This is a genomic window from Acinetobacter brisouisimilis (assembly GCF_000368265.1).
Taxonomy (GTDB): Bacteria; Pseudomonadota; Gammaproteobacteria; order Pseudomonadales; family Moraxellaceae; genus Acinetobacter.
Map to the genome: position 1 here is coordinate 1,270,031 of NZ_KB851219.1, position 22,798 is coordinate 1,292,828.

The 22,798-nt window shown below is 39.5% G+C and carries 14 protein-coding genes and 1 pseudogene; 6 read left to right on the forward strand and 9 right to left on the reverse strand.

Annotation, left to right across the window (positions count from 1 at the left end; genetic code table 11):
* Positions 1 to 72: 72 nt before the first annotated feature.
* Genes F975_RS09770 through F975_RS09780 form a run of 3 tightly spaced genes read right to left on the reverse strand, consistent with a single transcriptional unit; the run spans position 73 to position 7,629 of the window.
* Positions 73 to 417 carry a hypothetical protein gene (locus F975_RS09770; protein WP_004752792.1) on the reverse strand — a complete coding sequence of 115 codons (345 nt, stop codon included), beginning with the start codon at positions 415 to 417 and terminating at the stop codon, positions 73 to 75.
* Positions 418 to 438: 21 nt separating this feature from the next.
* Positions 439 to 4,944, reverse strand: coding sequence for a translocation/assembly module TamB domain-containing protein (locus F975_RS09775; protein WP_004752794.1), 4,506 nt, complete (start codon positions 4,942 to 4,944; stop codon positions 439 to 441).
* Positions 4,945 to 4,959: 15 nt separating this feature from the next.
* Entirely contained in the window at positions 4,960 to 7,629 is a 2,670-nt protein-coding gene (locus F975_RS09780; protein WP_004752797.1) for an autotransporter assembly complex protein TamA, read from the reverse strand.
* Positions 7,630 to 7,770: 141 nt separating this feature from the next.
* Between F975_RS09780 and F975_RS09785 the strand changes: the two genes are divergently transcribed.
* Positions 7,771 to 9,087 carry an MFS transporter gene (locus tag F975_RS09785; protein ID WP_004752798.1) on the forward strand — a complete coding sequence of 439 codons (1,317 nt, stop codon included), beginning with the start codon at positions 7,771 to 7,773 and terminating at the stop codon, positions 9,085 to 9,087.
* 3 nt (positions 9,088 to 9,090) lie between these two features.
* Positions 9,091 to 9,726: a 2-polyprenyl-3-methyl-6-methoxy-1,4-benzoquinone monooxygenase gene (gene coq7 / locus F975_RS09790; protein WP_004752800.1), complete on the forward strand. Its 636-nt coding sequence runs from the start codon at positions 9,091 to 9,093 to the stop codon at positions 9,724 to 9,726.
* 59 nt (positions 9,727 to 9,785) lie between these two features.
* On the opposite strand, the gene F975_RS09795 is transcribed toward coq7, so the two are convergent.
* Genes F975_RS09795 through F975_RS09810 form a run of 4 tightly spaced genes read right to left on the reverse strand, consistent with a single transcriptional unit; the run spans position 9,786 to position 12,738 of the window.
* On the reverse strand, positions 9,786 to 10,256 hold the full coding sequence (locus tag F975_RS09795; protein ID WP_004752802.1) for a 2-amino-4-hydroxy-6-hydroxymethyldihydropteridine diphosphokinase: 471 nt from the start codon (positions 10,254 to 10,256) through the stop codon (positions 9,786 to 9,788).
* Positions 10,213 to 10,593: a dihydroneopterin aldolase gene (gene folB, locus F975_RS09800; RefSeq protein WP_004752805.1), complete on the reverse strand. Its 381-nt coding sequence runs from the start codon at positions 10,591 to 10,593 to the stop codon at positions 10,213 to 10,215. The genes F975_RS09795 and folB overlap by 44 nt, the downstream gene beginning before the upstream one ends.
* A gap of 15 nt (positions 10,594 to 10,608) precedes the next feature.
* Positions 10,609 to 11,904, reverse strand: a complete 1,296-nt coding sequence (locus tag F975_RS09805; protein WP_004752806.1) for an ABC1 kinase family protein — start codon at positions 11,902 to 11,904, stop codon at positions 10,609 to 10,611.
* Between the two features lie 54 nt (positions 11,905 to 11,958).
* Complete coding sequence (locus tag F975_RS09810) at positions 11,959 to 12,738, reverse strand: HesA/MoeB/ThiF family protein (protein WP_155757312.1); 780 nt, start codon at positions 12,736 to 12,738, stop codon at positions 11,959 to 11,961.
* A 219-nt stretch (positions 12,739 to 12,957) separates the two neighbouring features.
* Between F975_RS09810 and F975_RS09815 the strand changes: the two genes are divergently transcribed.
* Both F975_RS09815 and F975_RS09820 read left to right on the forward strand, forming a co-directional pair.
* Positions 12,958 to 13,584 carry a LysE family transporter gene (locus F975_RS09815; protein WP_004752811.1) on the forward strand — a complete coding sequence of 209 codons (627 nt, stop codon included), beginning with the start codon at positions 12,958 to 12,960 and terminating at the stop codon, positions 13,582 to 13,584.
* A 21-nt stretch (positions 13,585 to 13,605) separates the two neighbouring features.
* Complete coding sequence (locus tag F975_RS09820; protein WP_004752814.1) at positions 13,606 to 14,703, forward strand: zinc-binding metallopeptidase family protein; 1,098 nt, start codon at positions 13,606 to 13,608, stop codon at positions 14,701 to 14,703.
* Positions 14,704 to 14,752: 49 nt separating this feature from the next.
* Here the strand turns inward: F975_RS09820 and F975_RS16185 are convergent.
* Positions 14,753 to 15,019: pseudogene (locus F975_RS16185) on the reverse strand (SPOR domain-containing protein); the annotation flags it as partial.
* A 1,070-nt stretch (positions 15,020 to 16,089) separates the two neighbouring features.
* On the opposite strand from F975_RS16185, the gene F975_RS09830 reads away from it, so the two are divergent.
* On the forward strand, positions 16,090 to 18,657 hold the full coding sequence (locus tag F975_RS09830) for a bifunctional diguanylate cyclase/phosphodiesterase (protein ID WP_004752818.1): 2,568 nt from the start codon (positions 16,090 to 16,092) through the stop codon (positions 18,655 to 18,657).
* A gap of 265 nt (positions 18,658 to 18,922) precedes the next feature.
* Positions 18,923 to 21,970, forward strand: a complete 3,048-nt coding sequence (locus F975_RS09835) for a diguanylate cyclase (RefSeq protein ID WP_004752820.1) — start codon at positions 18,923 to 18,925, stop codon at positions 21,968 to 21,970.
* Between the two features lie 218 nt (positions 21,971 to 22,188).
* On the opposite strand, the gene F975_RS09840 is transcribed toward F975_RS09835, so the two are convergent.
* Positions 22,189 to 22,584 (reverse strand): EamA family transporter, encoded by a 396-nt coding sequence (locus F975_RS09840; protein WP_004752821.1) that lies wholly within the window; start codon positions 22,582 to 22,584, stop codon positions 22,189 to 22,191.
* Positions 22,585 to 22,798 lie beyond the last annotated feature (214 nt).

Sequence of the window (22,798 nt, forward strand, 5' to 3'; positions counted from 1 at the left end):
TAAGCCGCTTAAATTCACTATTCAATAGAAAAATGATGGCCGCTACCACCACTTTTCCTCAAACTTTTTGTGCTATTTATTTTGAGTAGTTTGCTTTAAGCATTCCTGTTCACGCCCCTGAATAAATGCATCTAGTGCTTTTTGGCGCTGGTCACTGTTGAGGTAAACAGGTACTTTGTACGCTTCCTTAATTAAAGACTCAAGATATTGTTGAGCATGCTGATCAGGGACTTTTTTCGCGTGTTCTAATGCATCAGCTTCTTTCACACCTTGCTGACGATCAGTCATGATGTTGGTCGCAGCACTTGGAATGACTGAACAAAATTTTTGCCATGCTTCTTGAGGAGGCAATTGTTTAGGTTTACTACAACCCACCAACGCCATTGCTGACATCGCCAATAGCAAAATCTTCTTCATTCAATGCTCCAAAATTTAAAATTAAAACCGCCAGTTATAGAATACATCAATTGCTCGTTCTAGAGACTGACTGGCTTCCAAGTATAAGCGTTTATTCATTTGATAACGCAAAGTTAACTTATTAACGTTGGTAAATACACCGACCCCATAACGTAAATACAGATCTGGCGTTAGATACCCTGTAACACTCACTTGTGTGTCATTGCCTGTACCCTCAGCATCTAAAGCCAGACCACTTAAACCAAAAGTTCGTCCAATCTGATTGGTAAATGCTCGCGTACCGCCTAAACCCAAACTGATTCCTGCTGCAGCAAGAGTGTTGTTGACATCTGATTTAAAAGTCGTGGTCTGGTTTAAACTGGTGCTACCTTCATTGATTCGTCCTGAAAGTAAGGCATTCAATGCTTCTTGTTCAGACAAACCACCATCATTATATACTTGAATATTTGGCGAAGATGCTGTTCCTGTAATACGCACCCCCACTGTTGTACCAGAAATATTCTTGGTGGTATCAATATCTAATGTCGGGTTACCTACAGGGCCATTGAAACGAACAATGGCACGGTTTAAATCGAGCGTTTGCCCATACGGTTCAATCTTGACTTTTTGGCTAACACCAATTGCCCCATTGGCACTCATGGCCGTTTCCAGACCACGCTGGGTGAGGTATAAACGCCCTACCAATGGAATGCGGCTATTAAAACCTTGGAAAATCACTTTATTGCCCAACTGCAAATCAACATCTGCTTGAATCTTCCAAGGCTTGGACTGACGCAACACCTGTAGCGCATCTTGGCCAGCTTTAAGAACACGAACATCAGAAGAAACATTGACCACGTTGGCACTCGATTCTGGCATATTCACCAAAGCACGTGGAATTTCGATATTACCTTTAACATTCAAGTTTTTCTGAAGCGGTAAAATATCAAAAGCCATATTGGTATTAATCACGGCTGTAACCAATGGTGCTTGACGAACCAACAGGTTATTACCTTGTAAATTCAACTGTACTCTTGGCTCACCAATCCAATCTACTTGACCATCAATTTTTCCAACGCCCTTGCCGCTATTAAATCCACCTTGAACCGTGGCATGGTTTTGTTGAATTGCCGAATAAAGTTGCAGATTGTGAATATTAACAGGCACAGAAACCAAACTAAGCGCACCATCTTTCAGGCGAAGGTTTCCTGCTAATAATGGCTTAGTCAAGGTTCCACTGACCTTTCCTGCAAATGCCAACGTACCACTAATTGAACGAATATCCTGTACAAATGGCTTTAAAAACTTCAGGTCAACACGATCAAATGCAACTTCACCCTGCATTGGCAATGCACTGTTATAAGGGTTAATCACGACATTGGCATAACCTGTACCAATATTTTCCGTTTTAACATCCAGACGTAGCAATAAACCTTGTGTCACACTCTTAGCAATCAAACTCAGTTGTTGATAACTGGTTGTTGTTGCAGGATCATCAGGATCATCTGCTGTGACGCCAATTTGACCATTTTTTGTGATGAGTTTTGCATCAATATTGGGATGTTTGCCTTGCGCCCAAGAAGCTTTGGCATAACCATTTAGCTGTCCTGTCATTGCCAAACCATCTGGCATAAACGCGGAGAAGTCATTTAAGTTTAAATCACTTGCGACAAACGAAACATTCCCTGCATTTTGACTCACCAAAATAGGCTGATCAAAACACAAATGACTTTGCTTGCTTGCCCAGCAATGCTGTCCAATATATAGCTGTCGAGTTGCACTACGATAAACAACATTTGCATTTTGCTGTTGGGTCAGCACTGCACGAACCGAGTCAAACACACCTCTTTGAATCTGCCCTGTCCAGTCATTATTTGGGTTAAAACCACCCGCCAATTGCACATAGAATTTAGAATAATTATTCCAGCCCTGTACTTGCAGTACATGTGCCTTTCGTGTTCCCGCAACAGTCACGGCACCATATTGAATCTGACGGTTGCCACGACGTAAATTAGTCATTTCTGCTTTAAGCATAGTTGGTGTGGTTTCGGATGTCGGCAACTCACCTCGTACCCTTAACTTCTGAATACTCAGCAAATCTTTAAAGGCAAAGTTGTCTACAGCAAGATTTGTCGTTGCTTTTAAATGTGGGCGGGTCTGCATATCCAAATAACCATACGCCCGACCACGCAAACCCGAATAAATCGCATATAAGGCAGGAGCATTCACCTGAAGATGTAAGTTTTGAGCATTACCCGTTGCCTGCACCTGATTACCAGCGTAGGCTAAAAATAGATTATTTGCTTCAAACTGCTGTGGCATCAATCCTTTTTGGTTGCTATTGATGACAACCGCCAAGTTCCCCTTACCACGTACAACTTGACGGTTAATTATCCCCGCCAGATTCAACTGTTGAATGCTGATACGCTTTAAAGCATCCGACCACAAACCTTCTGTTTTAACCACACCAGAAATTTCACCATTGAGACTGCTAATAAAATATTGCGGTTTAAAATGCACCAGTGCAGCATTGATTTTCCAGGCAATACCATTTTTCAGGCTAACCAGACCATCCGCTAAAATTTTGCCTGCAACACCATCATGACTCAAACGGGAAATTTTAATAAAATCAGGTGTTCCAGACAGATTTAACTGTAAAGTTCCTGCACTATTAGGCACACGACTTGACTGCAATGCACCATTGTAAAGAACAGCATAACCTTTTAAGCCGCCACCTGTTTTTTGATCATTGAAAATGACTGCAACAGTTGAAGTTCCTGTCAAATGAACCGTATCATGTGCCTGATCTGCCAACTGCCCATTTAAATCAACACCTTTAAATTCAATAATTTGCTGATTTTTATTAGCATAACCACTGGCGTTTAACTGACCATTTAACAAATTAACAGGGGCAACAGCAATCAGACTTTGTAGATTAAAGTTCTTGGCAACTACACCTGCATTCCACTTGAACTGGCGTTTGGCAGTTGGGAGTTGCAACACGGCATGACCAGTCAATCCACCTTCAGGAGTCACATATTTAAATTCAGGAATATTCAAGTCCTGATTTTTAAAATTCAGTTTCGCCTGATATTGTCCTGTAGGTAGCCAGCCTTGTTCATGCTTGATGACTTGTGTTGCTACCTGAATATTTTCTTGCCCTTTTTGCACCGTCACATCAACCTGACCTGATGGGCTATTTAACCCACCAATATAAGGCATCGAACGATTGATATTTTGCCAAGCTAGATTGATCAACATCGGTTGAACTTTTTTGTCTTTTACAGGTGCCTGATCGAGCTTTAACTTCCATGTTTCATATTTATCAAAACTGACCGATGCTGTCGTATGCAAACCTTTTTCCAGTGTTCCAGCAGATGCTAGGTTTCCATCCAGATTTGGTGGAAGGAAATCACGAATACTTACAGGTACCAATTTATCTTTTGGTTGCATACCTTGCATACGCCCTTGCGCTTCCCAACGTACTGCATGCTGCCAGTTAACCAGCCCTGTTGCATGAAGATCGCCCTGCATCACCTGACCATTGAACTTACTAATATTTAACTGATGCAAATAATCAGTAAACATTTCAACTTGGTAATTACCTTCTGGAAGATGTTTACCACGCAAGTCAGTCTTGACGTGAATATTCATACCTGAGGCATTACCATCAACTTTGGCAACCCCAGTTTTTGACCACAGTTTTTCACCTGTCAAAAGCGGCCAATTGTAATTTTTTAAATTCAACTGCCCCCACATCGGCACGTATGCATGCAAAGGCTGAATAATCATACGTGCTGACAATAAATCAGGGGTATGGGTTGCTGCGCCCGCTGTAATGGTATCCAGCGTTCCACCTGCATGTACGGTAATATCATGAATATTTAAAGCATGTAATGCTGGAATATTGAGCTTACCTATTGCTTGCAGCGGGTATTTCTGTTCAAACTTCATTTGTCCTGAAGCCTGTTTCACAGATAAATACCCCATATTAAAACTGGAATCTTTAAACTTCAGCTCAGTGCCAGACCATAATGCTTTATGTAGTTGAATATCATAAAAATTAACAACAGTCTTTCTGACCCGAATCTGTAAATGATCAAGTGTTGCTGCATCTAAACGCAAGGTAAATGGCAACTTAATCTGGTTGTATTTGAAAGGCTGATTGCTTGGCGGTCTTTGATCAATAATTTCTAATGATTCAACTTCAGCATGACTAAAATGCAGCTCTTTTTCTACAATTGCCCGCCAGCCAATGACCACTTTGGCACGTTTAACCTTAACCTCAATCCCATTAATATTAATGTCCATTTTACGCAGGGTTAATCCTTTAAGGAAATTTCCCCCTTCGTATTCATAACTTATTATTTTTTGACTTTGTAAAACTCGATCCAGTAAAAACTGGCTACCGCGATCGGTAGAAAACATAACTGCCAGTGCTACAACCAAAAGCAATATAATTCCCAAAAAGCTCAGGGCAACAGTACGCAAAATATGACGTTTAGGTTGGGTAGCTAAATTTTCTGGTTGCTGTTGTTGTTCAGTCATGTGAGTTGAAAAGCCTTATTGTAATTGTGAACCAATAAAGAAATGTAAACGAATCGGATGATTTGGGTCAGAAAGTCCTGAAGCCACATCTAAGCGAATTGGGCCAATCGGTGACTGCCAACGAATTCCCAAGCCCATACTATATGCAGTTGAGTTCGAAAAACGCTTGTCATAAGCATTCCCTACATCAGAGAAAATCGCAGCACGCCAACCTTCTTTAAATTGATAGTTATACTCTAAAGATCCGACAGCCAGCGCTTGCCCCCCAATCTTGTAACCATTTTCAGTGGGAGAGAGACTCTTATAGTCAAAACCGCGAACGCTTTGATCCCCACCAGCAAAGAAACGTAGGTTATATGGCACATTAGCAAAATCATTCGTAAAAATGTAGCCTAAATGCAAACCACCGACAAACTGGTGATCATAATTTTGCCCTATAGAATAAATAAAATTCCAATCTGCATTGGCAATTGCCATATCAGCATCAGAAATAACCGATTTTGAACCTAACTGAATTTTATAGGTTTGCTTAAAACCTTTATTCGGATTCACAGGATTATTACTGTCCGTGCGAGAAATTTGATAACCAAACAATAAAGCCTGCTGCTGTGGATTCGATCCAGGCTGCAAGAAAGCATCTGGAACATTAGCGCTGTTCACTTGTCCAATCTGCTGAATCTGATCAAGACGGTAACGGAAACCGTAGATTTGCTGCCAGTTCCCAATTGGGTTTTTAATCAAATGTTCTGCACCCATCACGGCAGATTCTGTAGTCAGGCTCATGCCTGGCCCTACACCATTAAACTTCTCCCGCTCATAGCCACCCACTAAACTAAAATAATCATTTAACGGGTCTTTATTGGGAATGCTATAACGGGTATCGATTGCCTGACGGATCTGTGACACCTCTAGGTTGGCATCAAAAGAATGCCCTGAGCTATTCACAATGCCACGGCGATATTGAGCGCGGACACGTGGACCTGTATCGGTTCCCCAACCAGCCCCTAGCTCGGCACTATTTAATTTATCGGTATTTAAAGTCACAATCACAGGTACTTTTTTCTCTACGCGCGCCTGATCCTGCAACTGCTCTTTTTCAGATTTTTGCTGAACTTGCTGGGACTGACTTTGCAAAGCTTCATCTGGTACATTTTGACTCGTACCCGCGAACTGGTTTTCATCTACGACGTTTTGTGTGACTTCTTTATTGGAATATTTGGCACGTTTTATTGTGTTATCTTGAGATTGTTGAACGGCTTCGACTTCTTGCAGCTTTTGTTCATCGACAAGCTTCTGAATATCCGGTGCTAACTCAAGCTGTTTCACAATCGGATTAGGTTTAATCGTATCAACCAGACTCCAGTTAAAATAACGGGAATTGGTCAAATTATTCGCAAGAGTATTAACACGCCAAAAGGTATAATCATCACCTTCTTTCCACGGCACCATACTTTGCAATACTTTGAGCTTGAGTGGCAGTGGTTTCGATGGGTCACTCATACGAAACTCGACATTCGCAACCTTATAGCGCTCACCAGTTTCATAACGCAAATTAATATCTGCTTTATTGTCGGGTAATTGCACCTTCACATCATGCAAACGCCAGTAAGCATCAAAAAAACCATTTTCACTGGCCGCATCATTAATACGGTTTTTGGTCTGTTCATATAAACCATGATTAAAAATACTCCCCACATCCAAATCAGGAATGAGGCGAATGACCTGAAATTGCGGGTTGTTTTGCCCTGCGCCAGAAAATTCAATATTTTGTGTTGCCACTTTTACAGGTTCATTTGGAGTCACCTGAACCGTTACATGATCAGTACCTGTTTTACTGAATTTAAACTTGGCATTGTAATATCCCACCGCCTGAGCGGCTTGGTTTGCCATCGCTCGAAGTTGGGGTAATGCCGAGTTGTAATCCGCATAAGCTTCTGTAGTAAAAGTTTCCAGTTTATTTTTTATATTATCCTGCAAAGCTTTAGGCGCACCGTTTACAGTGACTGAAATTTTTGGAGTAGTCACCGCATTTACATCTTTTTTTGGTTTAATTTTAGCGATCACTTTTTGCAAAAAACCTTTTGGTTTTTGCTGCGCCATATTTGCACTGGCAAGTTCAAACGCTCTATCATTTTCAGCATTTTTATTGGCAGTTTCAGCAGCCACTGTCGTGTTTTGATCAGTCTGAATCTGATGCATTAACACATCAACATTGACTGGAGACTGTTGTAGTTCAGTTACCTGCTGCGCAGTTTGTGCAATCGGCTGGCTTGAGATTACAGGAGTTGATGAAGTCGAACGAGAGGCTTGTGCTTCTTTCTTGGCTTGTTCCGCTTCACGTTCAATTTCATTTGCCATAGAAGCATCAATGCTACTTGTCGGCATTTTATCTAGATCATCAAAACTGATGGGCTTAAAATCAGTCAAATTTTGATTTTGTTGCTGCTGTTGCAGCATCTGCATGCTGTCTTCTGTGGTATCGCTGGCTGTTGTGTTAAGATTACTGCTGTTTGTCACAGTATTTGCATTATTTATATTGGTTGTCGTTTCTTCAGCCCAAGCGTAATGCTGGCAAAAACCATATAGTAAACTCACACACACAACTTTATGAATCTGATTTATTTTTAAAATTGTTTGTAAGTTTTCGACCAAGATTGTTTTTTGAAATCGTGTGCAAACATGCATAAAAACAACAACCACTGTGATTTTAAAAGATCAATTTTTTACTTAAGCAGTTTTACGCTCAAGCTCTGCAGTATGATACATGATTTTATTTATGAGATACTCTTCACTAACAATTCTTCATTAAATTAGAGTGCAGAATGCATGGAAAAACCGCAAAACTTGCTTGCTTCCCGTCGTTTTCTACCAATGTTTCTGACGCAGTTCTTTGGAGCATTGAATGACAATGTTTATAAGCAGTCGCTCTTATTGGTTATTACCTATGGTTTGATTCAACATAGCTCGGGCAACATCAGCACCTTAAATAATCTGGCGGCTTTGCTGTTTATTTCTCCCTATTTTATATTTTCAGCAACGGCTGGGCAAATTGCAGACAAATTTGAACGCGCGCAACTGGTTCGCGGTATTAAAGTCCTAGAAATCATCATTATGTCGATTGGCAGTGCTGGCTTTATGCTCGGTCAAATCTGGCTATTGTTGCTGGCACTGTTTTTGATGGGAGTACATTCGACTTTTTTTGGTCCAATCAAATACGCCATTTTGCCCGAAATCCTGCATACCAATGAACTCATGTCAGGCAATGCCCTATTCCAGACAGGAACCTCTCTTGCCATTTTATTTGGTATGATTTTGGGTGGTGCAGTCATTCCCATTTCTCATGACACACTGATTTGGGTATGCTTAACCGTACTGATTATTGCAATTTTGGGTTATATCTCCAGCCGCTTTATTTTGACCCAGCGTGTCAGTGCTTCTGAACTGAAAATTGACTGGAATTTTTTCCGTACCAGTTGGCAAACGATTCAATATGCCAAAGATATTAAAATCATATTTCTTATTTTAATGGGAAATTCCTGGTACTGGTTTTATGGCGCATCTTACCTTACTCAAATTCCTGAGCTGACCCACAAGTATTTATATGCCTCAGAAAATGTAGTGAGTTTATTGCTCACATTTTTTTCGGTGGGGATTGGCGTTGGCTCGTTGCTGTGCCGTAAAATTGGAGGAGCGGAAGTCAATATTAAAATGGTGCCTGTAGGCGCTATTGGGCTGACTGTTTTTGCCTTTTATTTGGCATGGGCAATGTATCAATTACCCGTGCATCACACGCTGTTCAGTATTCAGGACATTTTTTCGCATGGTTTGATCTATTATCATGTCATGCTGGCCATTATTCTACTTGGGATCAGTGGCGGTTTTTATATTGTGCCCCTCTATGCCATGATGCAAGCCTATTCACCTGTATCACACCGCGCTCGTGTCGTCGCTGCCAACAACATTTTTAATGCGATTTTTATGGTCGCTTCAGCTATTTTCTCAATTTTAATTTTGAGTGTCTTCCAACTCGATATGCAAATTTTATTCTGCATGACTGCTGTATTTAGTGCTATCTTTTGCACTGGATTACTATTGAAATTAAAACCATTATTAAATGGTATAAACAATGCTTTAGAGGATTAAGTTATGCGCCATTATTCAGGTATTGATCGTCTTATTCAGTCCTTTGATCAGGGTTTACGCAGTTTAGTCCCTGGAGCAACCGCAGCTCACCGCAACAACCCAGCACAAACAAACAAAGCACCGCTCTCAGTGAGTGAAGCGCGCCATGTCGCGGGCTTAATGCGCGTCAATCATAGTGGCGAGGTTTGCGCACAAGCGTTATATCATGGGCAAGCACTGACCGCAAAATTACCCAATGTGCGTCGTGAAATGGAACAAGCAGCGATTGAAGAACAAGACCACTTGGCATGGTGTGAAGACCGCTTAAAAGAATTAGATAGTGTTCCTAGTATTTTAAATCCTGTGTGGTATGGACTGTCATTTGCGATGGGTGCAGCAGCAGGTGTTGCAGGTGACAAATACAGCCTTGGTTTTGTGGCTGAAACTGAACGCCAAGTGAGTTTGCATTTAACAGATCATCTCAATCAGTTACCGCAACAAGATGAGCGTTCACGTAAAATTTTAGAACAGATGAATGAAGATGAACTGCATCATCGCGATACTGCGTTACATGCAGGCGGCGTTGATTTACCACTTCCTGTACGTATTACCATGACTGCGATTTCCAAACTCATGACCAAAACCAGTTATTATATTTAATATAAAAATCATCGTTTATAGCCAATAAAAAAGCCAAGTCACAACTTGGCTTTTTAGCTTTAGGATGCAGCAATTGCAGAATCGGTAGACTCCAGTGACAACCTGATTTTCGGATAATTCACCGTTTCAGTATAGCTAAAATCATCACTAGCAATCAGCTCGTACATTGGAATTTTTACATCGGGCGCAAATGGCATTTTTTTCTGATTCAGCTGTAATTCTGAAAGTTGCTTACCCCATGCAATCAGATCAATATCCAATGAGATTTTATGCGAAGGTCGCACCCGCCCCGCATGCTGTTCCAAATCTTTTAGCAGATCTTGCAGATCCTGACTTGATAAATGACAGCGTAGTACACAGGCACAATTTAAGTAGTCTTCTCCAACCCCATCTCGACATGGAATTTGGTAGACATGTGATAATTCAAGTGTCCCCAAACAAGCCAATTGTTGAATTGCCCAAGTTAAATGTTGCTTGGGCTGAAAATTACTCGCCAGTGCGAGAGCAAAAATCGTGTCGTTGGCGTTCAAGACGAATTCCTACTGAATTGGCTTGCGCGATAATCGCAGGCTTACGAATAGTGAGTGTGATCGTTTGAATACCTTCAAACTCATGAAATAGGCGCTGCATCACCAACTGCGCCGCATGTTCAATCAACTTGGGCTGAGCCGTCTGAATCACTTCAGCGCTCAGTTCGCAAATTTGTGCATAATTAATCGTGTCATTAAGTTCATCAGACTGAGCTGCTTGTGACAAATCATGGTGAATAATCAAATCCAGCATTAATGGCTGATGAATCTGTCTTTCCCAAGCAAAGCAACCGACTACGGTATCTACTTTTAGCCCTTCAATAATGATGGCATCCATACATCTTTTCCAGCATTAGTGTTTTAGCAATGGCACATCAACATCCTGAACCATTTTCAGGCGCTGATCGGCATAAATATCGACATATGGCGCAAGTACACGCATAAACCGATCAAAATATAACATTTGCTTAAATAATAAAGCAAAATCTCGCGGGAAATGAATGCCGTGGCGCTCACCAATTGAAACCATATCGAGCATAATGTCATTTAAGTCGGCTGGATTACTTGAAAGGATTTTTTGTGGATCAGTCAACATCACACCACTAAACAAACGCTCAATATCTTTGGCAAGTACGGCGGTATCGACCGAAGTTTTGGTCATCCCCATTTTTAGCATACTTTCTGCCATAGCGTGATAATCGGTATGCTGCAAGGCATCCATGAATGCCATACAAGCCGTCCAGACTTCTGGGTTTAATTGACCAACGATTCCAAAATCGATAAAGCCCACACGACCATCTTCGAGCAACATCAAGTTACCCGCATGCAAGTCAGCATGAAAGCTCTTACACATCATGAGACTACTGAACCATGTATTCATGGCGGTAATCAACACTTGTGACGGGTCTTTGGCATAGTGTTTGACCACATCAAAATCGGTCAATGGCACACCGTACAAACGCTGCATGGTCAGCACACGGCGCGTTGAATACTGATGATAAACTTTAGGTGCTGTTGCTGCATGATTCTGCGTTGTATTCAAATACTCAACAAAATCATCAATATTTTGCGCTTCTTCAATAAAGTCGACTTCTCGTACCATCCGCGTTTTAATTTCTTCAACAATATCTGCTAAAGACGCGAATTTGACTTTGGGAACCACTTTTTCCAAGACTTTTGTTGCCCAGTGCAAGACATTTAAGTCGGTATACAAAATGGTTTCGACACCTGGCTTCTGTACTTTAATGACCACATCTTCACCGCTGACCAGTTTGGCAGCATGGACTTGGGCAATCGATGCAGAAGCCAGCGGAATTTCTTCAATTGAAGCAAAAATATCATGCAGGTTTCGATCTGCAAATTCTTGTTGCAAAACTTCTTCAATATAACTAAACGGAAGTTTTGGCGTCTGATCCAGACAGCCCTGAAACTCTTCTACATATTCACGCGGAAACAATGAAGGCGTACTGGCAATAAACTGTCCGAGTTTAATATAAGTCGAACCCAGTTCCTCAAAGGTTTCTCGCATCAGCTTGGCATTGCTTGGTTTTACGGTGGCATACTTATAGCCTGCTTTTGCCGCCACGACTGCGGTTTCCCCCATACGAGCAACCGAGCGTAAACTATCAACCAGAATATTTTTTTTCATAAGCAGTTCATGCCAATTCAAATCTAGGGCTAGTGTAGCAAAAAAAACTTTCTGTCATACAGTTCTTGCCTGACAGTTTGGACAATTTATATCTTTTTCAAATTTAACAATGCGTTGCTGCATGGTCAAACCATTCCAAAGGAGTAGTTTTTGTTTTAAAGGCGTTAAATTCAAGCCTAAATATAACAAAGCATGATGTGCTTGCAAACTCGCCATCACATTTGGCGTGGTCGCCAACACGCCCGAATTGGCACAGCGTAAACTTTCGTCCTGACTTTCGGTTTTTGGGAAAATACATTCATAGCAAGCTGAGTCTGCTGTGACCATAAACAGTTGCCCTTCATAGGCAATCGCCGATGCACTAATGAATGGCACAGCCAACTGAGTACAGACCTGATTTACCAAATAACGCGTGGCAAATTGGTCACAACCATCGAGCACCAAATCTTGCGATGCAATAAAATCTGCTGCGTTATCTTCGGTGAGTCGGATATTATGCGCTTCAATTTGAATATGTGGATTAATCTGTTTTAAGCGTTTTGCCAGTGTTTCTGCTTTATAAAAACCAATATCTTGGGGTTTAAATGCCACTTGACGCTGTAAATTACTGGTTTCAATCTGATCAGCATCTAGAATTGTCAGCTTACCCACACCTGCCCGTGCAAGCAGTTCCGCAGTCAGACAGCCCAGTCCGCCAGCCCCAATCAGTAATACATTGGCGAGTTTGAGCTTTTCCTGAGCATCAATATCCCAGCCATCTAGTAATATTTGTCGGCTATAAAAATGCATTTCCTCATCACTGAGCTGTTGCCAGATTTCGGTTTGCTGATCCATCATTAAAAATAACCCAATTTATCTTGCTGAAAGCTAGGGGCTAAGTTTAGCCTGTTTAAACAAAAAAACTCACCTATCTCTCCCTAAAAAACCAAGTAGTTAATGTAACTTTTCTACCAAAATGAGCCTCCACACCATAATTCCCCTGTGTATGTTTTACTTTTCTTCATGTCAGAAACAGTGTAAAACAGCAATTTAAGTCATTGGATTTCAGTGGTTATGTCGTTTCATCTCTGGTTATCTTTCTTTGCTGCGTGTTGGGTGATTAGTTTATTTCCTGGCGCGGGTGCAATTGCATCTATGAGCAATGGTTTAAGTCACGGCTTTTTACGCGGACTTTGGAATATTCTGGGTTTGCAACTGGCACTACTGCTTCAGATTCTGATTGTAGCAACAGGTTTGGGGATGTTGCTTAACGCCTTTCCTGTGATTTTTCTTGCTGTGAAATGGCTTGGGGTTTTATATTTAATTTACTTGGCATATATGCAGTGGAAGGCACCTGTTAACCGTATTGCGATTCACAAAGATCAGCAGCAGTTTTCAGGGTCAATGGCAACATTCAAAGGCTTTTTAATCAATATCAGCAATCCCAAAGCCATTGTATTCTTTTTGGCTATTTTTCCGCAGTTTATTGACCTTAAAGCACCTCAGTTTAAACAATATATGATTATGGCACTGACCATGATTCCAATTGATGTGATTGTAATGTTAGGTTATACGGGTTTAGCTTCGAAGGCTTCAAGCGTGTTTCAATCTTATAAAAAGTTAAAAATCGTCAATCGTTTTTTTGCTTCCATGTATGGCGTTGCTGCCATGCTTTTAAGTTTGGTTCGACAAAAAATCTAAATCTGATAGGAATATCTCGGCATGAACGTATTTTATTGTGAGAATTGCAAACATCAGGTGTTTTTCCACAATACAGTATGCCAATACTGTTCGACGGTTTTAGGTTTTCAAGTCGAAACGAACAGCATGGGATCTTTCGCTAAAATCGATGCACAAACATGGCGAAACCTGAATCCAGAAGATCCCCATCTTTATTATCATCCTTGTTATAATTATTCGACTTATCAGGCATGTAACTGGGTCATTCCTGCCGAATACGATCAACTGTACTGTGAATCCTGTCAGCTAACACATATCATTCCAGACTTATCTGTCGAAAAGAATTTACATTACTGGCGCCATATTGAATCCGCCAAACGCTATTTTTTATATCTCACCAAACAACTGGGAATATTCCCTAAACCTAAAAAACATCCTGACGATCATCTTGGTTTGCAGTTTAATTTCTTAATGCCTTACGAGGGGCAACCTGTTATGACAGGTCATGCTCATGGTGTGATTACACTCGATGCCAGTGAAGCCGATACTGTGATTCGAGTAAAAACCCGACTGGATATGGCAGAGAATTATCGAACTTTAGTTGGGCATTTTCGTCATGAAAGTGGGCATTATTATTTTGACTTAATGCAGCATTTTTTCCCAGAGTGGCTCGATGGGTTTCGCCAACACTTCGGTGATGAACGCCAGGATTATGCTCAAGCACTTGAGCAATATTATGAACATGGAGCAGCTAAAAACTGGTCAGATTTTTATGTCAGTCGATACGCCTGTGCGCACCCTTGGGAAGATTGGGCAGAAACATGGGCACATTATTTACATATGATGGACACGCTCGATACAGCTTATCATGCGGGTCTGAAAATGCAGGGGCAACATGCAATTGACCCAGATATCCATTTTAAAGAACCACCATTATTGTCTCAGGACTTTGAACATACTTTAAGCAACTGGTTTGCATTAACGTATATTTTAAATGGCTTAAATCGGAGCATCGGACAAGAAGATGCTTACCCATTTACTCTTTCTGGAATTGTACTGAAGAAATTGCACTTTATTCATCGTAGTCTGCTCGATATCCATCAACGAATTTTCACCCATCAAAACACATATAAAGTATAAAAAAGCCTTGAGGTTAACCGAGCAAAAATACGTTTAAAATAAATAGCAATTATTGCAAAGATGTTCCCCAATTAAATAACCATGCCGATTTCGCACCTAAGCTATTATCATCTTGAATTTTCTTTTTTAATTCACTAGCCGTCTGGTAGTCATTTGGCCCAACCATCACTCGAACACCTTTCGATGTCATACTTTTCTTAGTAGGATAACCTTTAGCTTTTAATTTAGATACGATACTGTCTGCATTGGCTTCATTGGCAGCCAGTGCAATCTGAATCATCCATGTTTTGTCACCATGTTCGAGTAGATTACGGGCTTCTGCACTGGTTAAGCGCTTATTTTTAGCAAGCACCGGTGCTGTGGCTGCCTCTAAGGCCGTATTTAAATCTTCAACTGTCTCAATTTGCACTTTACTACCAGCTGGAGTTGCTGCCCATTCTGACCATGGTTTACACACATAAACACCTTGTTTTTGTGGTAAGGAGAAACAGTAAATATTTTCTTTTTCTAAGTTTGTTGCCGCAAAGCAGTTTGCAGAAAAAACCATAGCAAGTGTATAAATAAATATTTTTTTCATAAAGTGTTACTTGGTTCACATTTTTAACCATTATATACAAAAAACTACATTTTAAAAACAATTAAAAAATATCAATCATCTATATGATATTTATATTTTTTTAAAAAATTAATCAATGTTATACAGTTTTTTATTTATATATTTTTTATCCACATCTTTTTCACATGGCTTTCTTCATGTAAGCATGAACATAAAACATTAATTATAAAAATACATAAAAATCAATAATATAAATAAATTTTATTTAAAATATTAAAAAAACACTACAGTAAAAACAAAGTCATTTCGATTGCATAACTGAAAAATATTACAGATCTTTTATTACATTATAGTGAAATAGCCTTTTTATTGAACAAAAGAGCGTATGCGCATAAAAACACAAACCCAATATAGAGTGTTTTGTTAATTGATTACTAGCGTACAGTTATATCGAACACTACAACTTTACGCATCAATCGATCACTGCATTTTTTAATGCCTAAATAAAAATGACCATGAGTCGCGGAATTTTTTTGCAAATTGTAGCATCTTGTATAATATAAATAGAGGTAAATGGTTTTAGTCACATTTTAATCATAGGAACGAATTAATCGACTTGCTTCATACGACCATTTTATTTCTCTTGGGCTTGATTGAAATATATTTAAATATTGTTTGCTCAGTGAGAAAAAAAGCTAAACAATGGTAAGAGAAGCCTTATCCACTGATCTGGCATAGCATTTGGAGTGTCTCAATTTATAAAAAAATAAATCATTAAATTGTTGATAATCAAAACCTAAGATTAATTCCTATGCTTTGGAAAAAGTATAATGACAGATAAAGTTAAGCTAACCTCAGCGAAGCGAACAGCAACACCGACTTTACAGCTCTCAGCATTAGAAAAAACAATTGCTATTGCTGAGTTTTCTCCAGATGGGGTTTTGCAATGGGCGAATAAAAACTATCTCTCTCTATTTCATATGACTGAAAGTCAGGCAATTGGACGTGCTCATTGTAGTTTTTGTCCTACTTCTTTTGTAGAAACAGAAGATTACGATACTTTTTGGTTATCCTTATGCCAAGGTATTCCCTATTCAGGTTTTGTTGAACGGATTCGGGGAGATAATAGTAGCTGTTGGCTTGAAGCGACCTATACCCCTGTGTTAGATCAAGATGGAACAGTGATTCAAATTTTAAAAATTGCGACAGATATCAGTGCCCGCTTACAGCATGAGCGAGAACAGCAACTGTATTTGGACCATCTATCACTTGCAGCAGATATTAATGATACAGCAGTTCTCATTACAGATAGTTCTTCTCGAATTGTATATTGTAATAAAGGTTTTAACCGTATGTTTGGCTGGGAAAAACATGAGATTTTAGATAAAAGCCCATTCTCTTTATTTACGCATCAACCGCAGACCAGTGAGTTAAATAAAAACAATTCACAGATAGATGAAGAGTTGGTTGTTGCAAAAAATCGACGTTACTGGGCAAAAATTATAAAAAAACCAATCCTTGATCCAGATAATAACCGAAAATATACGATTATCACCTTTTCGGATATTTCCATCACCAAGTTACGTGAAACATTGCAACACAAAGTTTTAGAAGCAATATCTAAAGAATCTTCTCTTACCAATGTTCTTGATATTATTTGTAATGAAGTTGAATTGCTTGCACCAGAAATTACAGCATCCATTGTAGAAGTCGATACACAAGGATTATTGCATCCTATCTCTGCACCCAATTTACCAGCGCATTATGGTCAAATCATTAACAATTTGCGTATTGGCCCTAGTGTTGGCTCATGTGGTACAGCAGCTTGGCGTGGCAAACCTGTGATTGTAGATGATATTGCAACAGACCCTTTATGGGATCATTATCGTGATGCCATGCATCCTTTTGAGCATACTGCATGTTGGTCAACACCTGTTTTTAACAATCAGCATCAAGTGATTGGTACTTTTGCTTTCTATTTTAAACAGCCTCGAAATTTGGAGCTGGAGGATTTTCACCAACAGATTATCAATGCTTGCAGCAATCTTTGTTCATTGGCATTTGAGCGTGAAAAGACTAAACAGCGCATTCAGCAATTGGCTTTTTATGATGAATTGACAGGTTTGCCCAATCGCAGTTTATTGCTGAGCAAGGCTGATCAGCTTATTGTTTCAAGCATTCGAAATAATACACCTATCGCTGTTTTATATGTTGATCTTGATCGCTTCAAAATAATCAATGATTCATATGGGCATTTTGTTGGGGATGAATTATTGTGTCAGGTTGCTGAACTCTTAAAAAGAAATTTAGGCAGTAATGATATTATTGGACGAATATCAAGTGATGAATTTGTCATTATCTTGCCCGAAAGTAACCATCAGCAAGCACAAATTGTGATTGAAGAGTTACAACTTCATTTAGCTAAACCCATTAAGATCCAGAACTCTATTACGCTGACTATAAGTGCCAGTATCGGGATTGCGATGTTCCCAGATGATGGTCATAACATTGAAGATCTGCTACATCGCGCAGATATTGCGATGGATCAGGCAAAAAATAGTGGGCGAAATCAGTTCTGTTTTTTTAGTCATGAAATGAACGAATTATTGCAAGGTCATCTCAAACTGGAAAGAGACCTTCGCCATGCGCTCTTCAATCATGAATTAAACCTGCATTATCAACCACAAATTGATTTGGTAACAGGCGAGCTATACGGCATCGAAGCATTGGCTCGCTGGACTCACCCTGAACTTGGTGAAATCTCACCAGAGCGTTTTATTTCAATTGCAGAAGAAAGTGGTTTAATTACCGAATTTGGCTATTGGGTGATTCAAGAAGCTTGTCGCCAACTTACAGAGTGGCGTATGAAAGGTCGGAATGTTCCATCCGTTTCGGTAAACCTATCGCCGACCAGCTTTCACTGTATAAAACTTCCAAATACTCTTGCAGAAATTTTACGGCTGCATGGTTTACAACCACAGGATTTAACCATAGAACTTACGGAAAATGTTTTATTGGATAATCATCCATGTACTACAAAAATCATTCATGACATTCATCACTTAGGCGTACACCTTTCTATGGACGATTTTGGTACAGGCTACTCAAGTTTAAGTTACTTGCGCCGCCTACCTATTTCAGAATTTAAACTTGATCGGAGCTTTGTCGCAGACCTCGAATATGATGAAGTTGCTCGAGCTTTAAGTCAGGCGATTTTAAGTATCGCTAGAACTCTAAAGTTAACCATTATCGCCGAAGGCATTGAAACACAAGAACAATACCAAATTTTATATCAACAAGGATATTCAGTTGCTCAAGGTTATTTATTTGCTCGCCCACTGTCCGCTTCTGCTTTTGAAACTTGGTTAGACGAATGGGATTTCTCTAACAAAAGATAGATATTCATTAGGCTGCTTTTATCATGATTTATACCTATTTTTTATTTTTCTCGCCGAGCAAGATTGAAACAGATTTCAATAAGGCATAAGAAAAATAAAATTGCTTGATGAAAATCAATAAATCAGCTTGTGATCGATTAAATATTACAGTTTTTTATAGTCACAAAGAGAAATTTTTTTCTAACCCTCTCTTGATTATTTAGAATTTAGGTAAATAAAAAGTTTTGAGCGTTTCTCAAATATAGATTTTAAATGTAGTGAATATATGCCTTCTCCTTCAAAAAGCTTATGGCGTGAAAACCTGACACCTGCCTCCTTTATTATTTTGGCGAGCACTGGTTTTGTTATTTTTGCAATTGTAATTTACTGGATCATTTTTTTTAACACACAACGTACCCTTTATCAGCAAACTGAGCAGCAGGCTTGGATTCGGGTGCGTCAAATATCCAATGCTGTTTCTGTTCAAGTCCAAACATTGTTTACAGGTTTGAACTACAGTATGATTGACATGAAAAATAATTATGAATTGCAAAATAATGTAGCATTTCAACGTGCAATCTACAATGTTAGCCATAGCTATCCGCGAGGCTCTATCACTCAAATTTCGATTGCCGATGCTCAAGGCAAACTGATTTATTCCAATATAAAACAAATTAAAAACGATAAAAATGCGATGTATATTACAGACCGTGAATATTTTCAGGTTCATTTACATCAAAAAATTGATTTCTATATTAGCTCGCCAATCAAAGAAAAGTTTTCCAATCAATGGACAATCCAGTTAACCAAGCCATTGTATCGTAACCATAAATTTATTGGCGTGATGATTTTATCATTATCTCCAAACTACATTTCACAATATTTCCAAAATATTTTTGATAATCCTATCGATGTCATTTTGCTGGCACGTGAAGATGGAACTTATTTAGCTCGCTCGCAGTATCAAGATAAAGTTTTAGGAAAAACGCTTCCCAAAGAGCGGCTTAAACTATTTCGAAATAATGTACAAAATGGTTCTTATGAAGCAAAAACTGGCCCTGACCAGTTACAACGCATGTATGCCTGGAAGCGAGTTGATGGCTTTCCTCTGATTATCAGCTCAGGAATTGAAAGGCAGCATACCTTTGCTGCTTTAGACAATGCTTATCAGCGCAACCTGACCTACAACCTAATTGGTACAGGCTTATTATTGGTGATTGTATTGATTAGTGCATGGCTCGCCTTACAGCGACAGCGCAACCTCGCCATGTTGGTACAACAAAGGCGTCATTTTATGTATTTGGCAAATGAAGTTCCAGGTGGGCTCTTTCAAGTATGTATTCATCCTGATGGTTCTTTATCACTACCTTTTACCAATCCGAGCTTCTTTGAATTACATGGCATTGCGCCTTTTTCAGAGCAAAATTTTAAACTGGATTATTTGACTAAATGCATTCACCCTGAAGACATTACTCATTTGTACACTGTGATTGGTGATAGTTTACATAACCAAAAAGAGTGGGATGTCAAATATCGGGTGATTTGCCCAGATGGTTCTATTCGCTGGCTACGCAACCACGCCAAAGCCCAAATCGAAGAAGATCACGGTATTTTATGGCATGGTTATATCCTTGATATTACTCAAGATGAGATATTACAGGAAACATTACGGCAAAAAGAAGAACATCTACGCCTGACATTTATGGCAGTACAAGACGGTTTATGGCAATGGAACTACATTACCGATGAATTGAAATGGGATAAACGCTGCTATGAAATGCTGGGATATGCACATAACGCATTCAAACTGTCTTTTGAAGATTTTCTCGATCTTTTTCTGCATCCACAAGATCGTGAAATCTTTATGCAACAGCTTTCTCAACATTTAAAACATGAGCATGAATTTCGTATTGAAGCTCGTTTAAAAACAGCAGATGGTAGATGGTTATGGGTGGAACTTCGAGGGAAAGTTACCCAACGAGATGCATCGTCTTCACCCACTAAAATGTTAGGAACATACACTGATATTCAAAAGCGAGTTGAACATTCACACTTGGTCAAAGCCGTACTGGATCGTAGTAACTCTCTGATTGTCGTCACAAGCGCCAAACATGAAATTTTGTATGCCAATGAACGGGCAGCCAAAATTTTTCATTTACCTTATGGCGAACAAAAAACACATATTAGCTTTAGTCATCTACATAAAAATGACAATACCAATGAGAAATTAATTGAATTATTCAACATCGTACAACAAACAGGTTACGTTCGTGACGAATGGCCTCTGTATATGTATAACAGCACGTTAAACTGGTTCGATATTCAAGGTGCTTTACTCGACCCTGAAGACCATTCGGGGAACGCAATCTGGACACTCAATGATGTCGATGCCCGCCATCGCGCAGAATCTGATTTAGCGAAAACCCAACAGCGTCTTGAGGCACTCGTTGAACAGTTTCCTTCAGGAATTCTAGTTGTTGATACCAGTATCGGAGAACGGCACCATACTGTTGCAGCGAATCAGATGCTGATTTCAACTTTACAACTTAATTTGTCATTAAATGAGCTCATCGAGCTGCCTACTCATGAACTTGAAAAAACCCTCTATCGTGTGACTGGATATCACCTCAACCTCACACACAATCATCTAGATGAGAATTTCAAAAAAACCATTATGCTAACAGATGGTCGTTATCTCGAAATTGAAAACCTATCTTTAATCAATTCATGCCATTTCCTTGGGCAATGCTGGATTTTCCATGATATCACTCCACAAAAAGAGCGAGAGTCACAACTTGAAATACTGGCATCAACCGATGCACTCACAGGAATCAGTAACCGCCGCGCATTTATCAACCGCTTAGAGATTGAACTTGAGGACATTTCAAAAGGTCTTACAACCTCCTCTGCCCTGATCATGATTGATATTGACCACTTTAAAACTGTTAATGATACGTATGGGCATGCGATTGGTGACTTAGTTCTCAAGCATTTGGTCAATGTTTTATCCAAACAATTAGGAAAAAATGACTTACTTGGGCGCTTGGGCGGTGAGGAATTTGTGATTTTACTCTCAAATACAAATACAACAAAAGCCTTTGAGCGTGCAGAATTTTTCAGAGAAATGATCATGTCTAACCCCACCACTGTTGTAAACCTTGGCATGATTAACTTTACAGTCAGCTTAGGTATTTACATCATTAAACAGCCTGAAAACTCAATTGAAAATAGTCTGGAACGTGCAGATAGCGCCTTATATTTTTCAAAACGAAATGGTCGGAACCGTTCAACTTTATGGCAGGAAAACATGCCAAAAAATAGTAAAAAAATATAGCTAGGAGGCCTAGGATCTTTTGGACATTGAGAGAAAAAGATGATTATTTTATTTTTACTTTCAATCAGATTAAAAAAAGCCAGCTATATCAGTGCACTGGTAAAATACTCTGATCGAAACCAAATTGTCATCTTATATTCGAAGTACAACTCATGCCTCTAATTCGATCACAGGAAGCCGAAATCAATTAAGAAAGCAGCCATAGCAAACTTCTATAGTTATTTTAGTGCAATCATTAATACACCCGTTGTAATCAGTGCAATACCTACATACTCTTGCCCGCTTGGACGTTCTCCCAAAAATATCACAGCAAAAATTGCAACCAACACCACACTCAGTTTATCAACTGGTGCCACCTGAGAGGCATGCCCCATTTGCAAAGCACGAAAATAACATAACCAAGATGCGCCTGTCGCCACAGCAGAAAGGCTGAGAAACAACCACGTTTTTCCACTCAGCCACAATGGGTTCTGCCATTTTCCTAAAAAACTCACCCATGCCAGTAAAATCAGCACAATCAAAATAGTACGAATCAGGGTGGCAAAATCCGAATCTACACCTTGTAGCCCAACTTTGGCAAAAATTGCGGTTAATGCAGCAAAACTTGCAGACAAAATTGCCTAAAATAACCAATTCGATAACATCAATCGCCTCTCTACATTGCATTTCAACCGATTCAGCATGCATCATCAAACTTAAGTCAGGCTTGGCAAAGTCTCAGGTATTGTTTTTTGGCATACTCTCAAATTTCCTTATGGTTTAAATACGATAAGAGATAAATTATTGTTACGAAATAATCAGAATATTTTCTGTAATTTTATGAAGGTA